Here is a 6,494-nt window from a genome sequence, read left to right as displayed (position 1 = left end):
GCAGGGCGATCCGGAGCAGGGCGGCCTCGTCCACCTCGGTGCCGGCGCTCTCCTCGGGCCGGCCGGTGGTGACCGCGGGGTGGTCGCCGAGCGGGGCGCCCCCGCGCGGGCCCGCGGCGGGCGCGCGGGGCCCCCGGCCCCCGGGGGCCGCCCGGCGCCCGCCCCCCGACCTGCTGATCGCCCTCACCCCGCTCGGCCTCGGCGCCCTGGGCGGCCGGGCCGAGGAGGCGGCCCGCCTGCTCGTCGACGCGGCGGTCGCGTGCGGCGACCACGACCGCGACCACGCCGGCACGGCGGAGGGCCGGTCGCGCTTCCTCCTCTGCACGATCCTGCTGGCCCGCGCCCGGCTCGACGAGGCCGACGCCCAGGCCCGACTGGCCGCCCGGGCCTGCCGGGAGGCGGGCGACCGGGCCATCCTCCGGCAGGCCCTCAACGATCAGGGCCTCATCGCCCAGGCCGAGGGCCGCCACGAGGAGGCGATCACGGCCTTCGACGAGGCGGCCGCCCTCGCCCGACAACTCGGGCACCGCTCCGGCGAGGTGGCGAGCAGCGCGAACGCGGCCCTCTCCCGGATCCGCAGCGGTGACGCCGCCGGGGCGGCATCGGCCTGCCGCGGCATCCTCGCGACACCGGGCGCGGCGGCCGACCCCGCGATGACCGCTTACGTGCACTACGTCCTCGGCCTCGCCTACCAGGAGTCGGCGCGACTCGACGACGCCGCGGCACACCTGCGCTCCTGCATCGACGGCGCGAGCCTCACCGGCGACCTCGACCGCGAGTCGGCCGCCCGGAGCCGCCTGGCCGACGTGTTGCGCCTGCTCGGGCGGGCCGACGAGGCCGTCCACCAGGCGCAGCGGGCCCTGGACCTCGCGGACGAAGGTGGGCGACAGCGCGAACGCGCCCTCGCCCACCTGGTCCTGGCCCACGCGCTGACCGCCCGCGGCGACCACGGCGCGGCCCGGGGTCACGAGGCGAGCGCGCGCCTGCTGCTCGGCCGGCTGGGTCCTCGGGCGACGGCCGACGCGCAACCGCTCCTCACCGCGCTGGCGACCGCCGCCGGAACCCTTACGGCTGCGGGTCGGGAGAAGGAAGGAGCCCCGTCCCGTTCCAGATGATGTGGCCCGCCGCGCAGTGCACGACGGCGGACCCGTCGCAGGCCGGGGCCGGCGAGGTCGGCCGTACGGGATCCCCCATGCCCACGGCGAGGGCTCCCAGCACCGAGAGTGAAACAGCCGCGCCGGTGACAGCGGTGCGGACCATGGTCGTTCGAAACACCGATGACGCTCCTTGCTCAGGTATGACAGGGCGTCCGAACGCTCGCAGGGGCGGATATACAACGCGTCAACACCCTGACGATTGACCGCACCGCGCCGGCCACCGGTTTACGGAGCGGTGGGGGCCGCTCGGTCGGTGGCGAGGCGGGTGTAGGTCTCCTGGAGCTTCTTGAGGCGCGGGTCCGCCGGGTCGTCCAGGTGGGTGATCACGGCCTGGTGGGCGCGCTCAAGGTCGCCGTCGAGCAACTCGGAGGCCACCATCAGGAGGCGTTCCGGCCGGGTGCGGCGTTCGCTCAGGTGCCGGAGGACCGCGTCGAGGCCCTCGCGGGCCATGAGCTCCCGCAGGCCGTCCACCACGGGGGCCATCCACAGCGCGCGCAGGGCGTACTCGCCGCGTCCGGCGAAGGTGGGGGCGAGGGAGGCGAGCAGTTCGGCCGGGTACGCCTCGACCGCTTCGGTGAAGGCGGGGTGGTCCTTCGCGAACTCGTCCCAGTCGACGTCGAGTTCGGCGATCGCGTCCGGGAGCACCGGCCACCACGCCCAGTTCTCCTCCGAGCGCAGGAAGACGTCGCGCAGCAGCTCGTACGGGACCCGGGCCGTGCGGGCGAGCAGGACCGCGTCGTGGAGGTCCTTGCCCTGCGGGTGGTTGTCCGAGATCAGCCAGAGGATCTTCCAGGCCAGCGAGAGCTCCGGCGTGGCGGCGACCAGCGGGCCGTCGACGCCGGGGAGTTCGACCTGCCGCGGCTCGGCCGGCAGGTGCTCGGTGAAGACGAAGTCCAGCTGGACGGTGCCCTCGGGCACGCCCGGCGCCGTCCACGGCAGGACCAGGCGCCGGCCCGGCACGCGGCTGTACGTCCAGATCTCGTCGGCGACCGCCCGGTCCGCGTGCAGGCGCACGCCGCACGCGCCCGCCCCGGACGACGACGACTCGTCGGCGGAGGCGGCGAGTTCGTCGAGCATGCGGCCCGTCCGCTCGTCCTCCAGCTGCCACTCCACGGGCCGCACCACGAAGTCCAGGTCGCCCGGCTCGCGCGCCTCCTCGCCGTACCAGGCGCGCAGCAGCACGCTGCCCCGCAGCACCAGGTGCTCGGCCCAGGCGGAGCGGGCGACCGCGGACAGCACCGTGTTCAGCGCCTCGCGCCGGGCCGCCAGCCAGCGCGCGGCCACCGCGGGGTCGGCGAAAGCGGGCTCGCTGGGGCGCAGCGCGCGGGCGTAGCCGGCCAAGGCGGGGTCGAAGACCGGCTGCTGGGTGACGGTCTCGTCGTCGATCGGCCGGAGGCTCCTGGGCAGGTCCTGCTCGGCGCGGACCTCCTCGGACGGAGGCTGCTTCGGCAGCACCACGTCCTCCCAGGGCCCGTACGGCAGGTCCTCCCACGTCGCGGTGCGGTCCTCGGTCATCGTGCTGCTCCTTCCGCGCGCCGCGGGGCGACCCGGCCCCCGGCGGCCCTTCCACCAGTGCTCCGGCCCTCGGTGCACTGCTCTTGAGTGATCCAGCCGCTGTCCAGCGCCTCGTCGCTGTCCACGGCGACGAACTCCCGCTCCACCGAGACGACCTCGCGCCCGTCGACCGCCAGCTCGCCCAGCAGCGCGTCCAGCCGCCGCCCGGCCGTGGCCAGCCCCACCAGGCGGCAGCGCTGCGTGACGAACTGCTCCCGCAGCCCGTCCGCGCGCACCCGGCGGGCGTTGCGCGACAGGTGCGCGCCGTGCCGCACGGCGAGCGCGGCCAGCCGGACGGTGTCCTCGCCGGGGACGAGCAGCAGCTTGACGTGGTGCTCGAAGTACCGCCCGGGCCCGTGCTGCGCGGCCTCGCCGTCCGTCGCGGGGACGCCGTCGGCCCAGGGCGTGGCCTCGACCTTGGCCCGCAGGACGGCGAAGCCCGCGTCGGTCAGGCGCCGCGCCGTGCGGGCGGCCGCGGCGGCGACCTCGTCGAGCGTGCCGGAGGCGCGGAGGTTGAGCATCGGCTGCGACACGGCGGCGCCGCGGGCGAGCAGGATGTGCGTGTACGTCAGGCCGTTGGCCGCGGCCCACTCGGCGAGCGCGTCGACGGCGCCCGGCTCCACGGTGAGGTGCACCTCGAACTCCCCGCTCAGCGCGGGTGGAGGCAGGGGTCGGGCCAGGCCCAGGTCAGGATGGGTGACGAGCATGGGAGCATCCTGGCAGGCCTCTCTGACAACCCGTCCCCGGGGCCCTCGCAGCGACGCACGGAAGCAGTTCGAACCCCAACGGGCCCGCCCCACAAGCCAACCGCGGACGGCGGCGGGACGGGCCGTCCGCACGAAACCGGTTACCGATCGGTAGAGCCGCGCCGCCCGGCAGCACTAGGGTGGCCGACGTCGCAACGGTGCGGCAGGGGAAGAAGGACGACGATGGTGCGGTTGGTGGACGGCCCGACGGTCGAACTGGACGTGTACGTCGCGGCGCCGTGCGCGAGGGTCTGGGCCCTGGTCAGCGACATCACCGTGCCGACCAGGTTCGGCGGGGAGCTGTACGAGGCCGAGTGGCTCGACGGCGCCACCGGGCCGGCCGTCGGCGCGACCTTCGTCGGCCGCAACCGCAACGAGCTCCTCGGGCAGTGGGAGACCGTCTCGCGGATCGCCGACCACCGGCCGGAGCGGGCGTTCGGCTGGGACGTCCGCGGCTTCAAGGGCGGCTTCGACCGGCCGGTGGCCCGCTGGCGGCTCGACCTCGAACCCGAGGGCGACGGCACCCGGCTCCGGCACTCCGTCACCCTCGGCGCGGGCAGCTCGTACCTGAGCCGGGCCATCGCCGCCGAGCCCGGGCGCGAGGAGGAGATCATGGCGCTCAGGCTGGGCATGCTGCGGCAGGGCATGCGGACGACCCTGGACGGGATCAGACGCCTCGCGGAGGCGTGAGCACCCGCCGGACCGGAGGCGTGAGCGCCGGCCGGAGCGGAGGCCCCGGCGCCCGGGTCACAGGTACACCGGGTGCGGCCGCCCGGAGCCCGCGACGTTGTGGCGCTCCCCGTGGCTGGCGCGGGCGAAGGCGGAGACCAGACGGCCGTCGACCGCGCCCAGCGCCACGTCGTGGCGGGGGGCCGGCCCGTCCACGACACCGTGGAGGTGGGGGCTGGTCACGTACTCCTGGACGAGCCACCCCTCGGCGCCCGCGAGGCCGACGGCCGCCTCCCAGGCCGACCCCTCGGCGGTCTCCCGGCCGATCACCACACCGTGGCCGCGGGTGTCCAACGGCCGCTTGAGGACGTAGCGTTCGCGGTCCCGGACGACGGCGCGGAGGGTCGCGGCGTCGCAGTGCGCGAGGTTGCGCGACCACGGGACGGCGGGGTGGACCCGCCGGTAGTCGGCGGGATCGAAGAGGTGTGCGAAGCGCGGGTCCGAGAGCACCGCGAGGCACAGCTTGTTGTCGCCGATCAGGCGTCCGCGCAGCCCGTTCTGCACGAACAGGCCGCCTTCGCGCACGGCCTCCAGGTAGGGTGCCGCGCCGTCGCCCATCCGCAGCAGGTCCTGGATGCCGACCTTGGCGAACGCGTGCCGCACCGGTTCCCCGTGCAGGGTGACGCCGTGGCGCCCGTCGGCCACGAGTTCGCGCGGGTCCGCGTGGAGGACGCGGACGCCGAGAGCCGTCAGGGCGGTGTCGTAGTCGCGGGTGTCGGCGCGGTAACTGCCGTCCGGGCAGAGCAGGGCGACGGTCTCCGGCCGGGTGCCGGTGTGCTGCTCGGCGACGCGCACCAGCCAACTCCCCGGCCAGGCGGGGTCGTCGGCGGGCAGCGGGGGCGGCAGGCTGATGCCGTGCCGGTCCAGCAGCGGCCGCCAGGCCGTGCGGCCCCGGCCGGCGCCGGGCAGGCCGCCGGGGCAGTTGGCGTTGGTCTCCAACACCCGGAGCGTGCCGTCGGGTTGGGGCAGCAGGTCGATCCGCAGCAGGTGCACTCGCGTGTCACGGGCGGCGGCCACGTGGTCGTGCAGGGCCTGCGGAACCGTCACGACCTCGCGCAGTCCGCGGTCGTGCTCCCAGGCGGCCACGACCGTCTCGATCACCCGGTGGTACGAGGCGACGAACGCGTCCAGCTCGCGACGCAGGTGCGAACGCAGACGCAGCGGCAGCCCCTGCGCCTGCGGCTGCGCCCGCACGATCTCGAAGACCTGGGACTCGGCCAGCTCGCGCCCCTCGGACTTCCGCGCGATCGCGACGACCTCGCGGGTGAACTCCTCGTCCAGCCCGGGCCACGTGTACCCGTCGGCTCCGGCCTCCTCCGGATCGGGCACGAAGACAGGGGGCGGCATGACGGTGGTCGCGGTGGTCGACCTGGCGGCGGCCTGCTCGACGTCGGGGCGGCCGGGGCCGGGGATCGGGTGCATGGACGGAGGTCCTTCCGGACGGGGGTGGAGGCGTGCGGCGGCCCCTCCGGCACGATGTGGTGGGCACGCACGTGATCCCGGAGTATCCAGCCCCCCGCGAACGACTCGGCGCACCGCACCGCCCGGTTCGCCGGATCGGGTGAGGCGGCCGAACACGCGCGGGATTCGCGGCGGCCGGAACGACCCGTCGTCAGCGACCTTCGCTCCACCCGTCGTCGGCGGGTTCCCGAGCGCTGACGCGCCGGCCCGTCAGCGCCCCCGCCGCCTGCGACGGCCTGCGACGACGCGTGCGGACAGCAGGACGAGCACCGCCGCCCACACGAGGCCGACGGCCGTGAGGTCGACGGCCGAAGGGGCCTGCATGCTCGCGCGCAGGACGATGAACGACAGCGCCACCAGCACCATCAGCGCCGTCATGGGCACCTGCCCGGCCACCCGGGCCACCGGGAACCACGGCGACATCCGGGGCCTCATCGTGCTGAGCCGACGGTGCAGCCGCCCGTCCGTCGCCCGCAGCCCCGCCTCGATCTCCGCGAGCACCTGCCGCTCCTGCGCCGAGAGCGCACGCCCGTGCATCGCCGCCTCCTTCCCGCCCCCTGGACAACGGGTGGCAACGAGCCGTTTTCCCACTGCGGCGGTCTCCGACACGCCCGGAGGAGAAACCGCGGCCCGCGCGCCCCCGCCCGGGCCCCCGGGCCCCGCCCCCGCCCCTCCGCCGGGCCCCCCCCGCGCGGGCCCCCCGCCGGGGAGTCGTCGGCCACGGCGACCGCGCCGCGCATCGCCGCCGCGGGGGCCGGGACGAACGGCTCCGACACCACCGCGTACAGGTGGATCAGGTTCATCGCCGTGCGCAGCGTCAGCGCCGCCGCCTCCGGGTCGGTCTTCA

The 6,494-nt window shown here is 75.9% G+C and carries 5 protein-coding genes and 2 pseudogenes; 2 read left to right on the top strand and 5 right to left on the bottom strand.

Going from position 1 to position 6,494, the window contains the following annotated elements:
• Positions 1-1,115: pseudogene (locus tag ACFV4G_RS42730) on the top strand (hypothetical protein); the annotation flags it as partial.
• A gap of 267 nt (positions 1,116-1,382) precedes the next feature.
• Here the strand turns inward: ACFV4G_RS42730 and ACFV4G_RS42725 are convergent.
• Together ACFV4G_RS42725 and ACFV4G_RS42720 are read right to left on the bottom strand one after the other, a co-directional pair.
• On the bottom strand, positions 1,383-2,672 hold the full coding sequence (locus ACFV4G_RS42725) for a nucleotidyl transferase AbiEii/AbiGii toxin family protein (protein ID WP_380448951.1): 1,290 nt from the start codon (positions 2,670-2,672) through the stop codon (positions 1,383-1,385).
• Complete coding sequence (locus ACFV4G_RS42720; protein ID WP_380448950.1) at positions 2,669-3,418, bottom strand: hypothetical protein; 750 nt, start codon at positions 3,416-3,418, stop codon at positions 2,669-2,671. The genes ACFV4G_RS42725 and ACFV4G_RS42720 overlap by 4 nt, the downstream gene beginning before the upstream one ends.
• Before the next feature lie 222 nt (positions 3,419-3,640).
• On the opposite strand from ACFV4G_RS42720, the gene ACFV4G_RS42715 reads away from it, so the two are divergent.
• Entirely contained in the window at positions 3,641-4,147 is a 507-nt protein-coding gene (locus tag ACFV4G_RS42715) for an SRPBCC family protein (protein WP_380448948.1), read from the top strand.
• Positions 4,148-4,204: 57 nt separating this feature from the next.
• Here ACFV4G_RS42715 and ACFV4G_RS42710 read toward each other — a convergent pair whose 3' ends face one another.
• From ACFV4G_RS42710 to ACFV4G_RS42700, 3 genes and pseudogenes are all read right to left on the bottom strand, one after another.
• Positions 4,205-5,608: a hypothetical protein gene (locus ACFV4G_RS42710; protein ID WP_380448946.1), complete on the bottom strand. Its 1,404-nt coding sequence runs from the start codon at positions 5,606-5,608 to the stop codon at positions 4,205-4,207.
• Positions 5,609-5,857: 249 nt separating this feature from the next.
• Positions 5,858-6,184, bottom strand: a complete 327-nt coding sequence (locus tag ACFV4G_RS42705; RefSeq protein WP_380448944.1) for a DUF3040 domain-containing protein — start codon at positions 6,182-6,184, stop codon at positions 5,858-5,860.
• Between the two features lie 170 nt (positions 6,185-6,354).
• Positions 6,355-6,494 (bottom strand): annotated as a pseudogene (locus tag ACFV4G_RS42700) (hypothetical protein); the annotation flags it as partial.

It is taken from the genome of Kitasatospora sp. NPDC059747, assembly GCF_042732955.1.
Classification (GTDB): domain Bacteria; phylum Actinomycetota; class Actinomycetes; order Streptomycetales; family Streptomycetaceae; genus Kitasatospora.
Note: the sequence above shows the minus strand (reverse complement) of the source record. Positions and strands in the feature narration are given on the sequence as shown.

Excerpts from the sequence above, each read along its gene's own strand:
- ACFV4G_RS42725 (WP_380448951.1), bottom strand. The coding sequence starts at position 2,672 with ATGACCGAGGACCGCACCGCGACGTGGGAGGACCTGCCGTACGGGCCC.
- ACFV4G_RS42705 (WP_380448944.1), bottom strand. The coding sequence starts at position 6,184 with ATGCACGGGCGTGCGCTCTCGGCGCAGGAGCGGCAGGTGCTCGCGGAG.
- ACFV4G_RS42720 (WP_380448950.1), bottom strand. The coding sequence starts at position 3,418 with ATGCTCGTCACCCATCCTGACCTGGGCCTGGCCCGACCCCTGCCTCCA.
- ACFV4G_RS42715 (WP_380448948.1), top strand. The coding sequence starts at position 3,641 with ATGGTGCGGTTGGTGGACGGCCCGACGGTCGAACTGGACGTGTACGTC.
- ACFV4G_RS42710 (WP_380448946.1), bottom strand. The coding sequence starts at position 5,608 with ATGCACCCGATCCCCGGCCCCGGCCGCCCCGACGTCGAGCAGGCCGCC.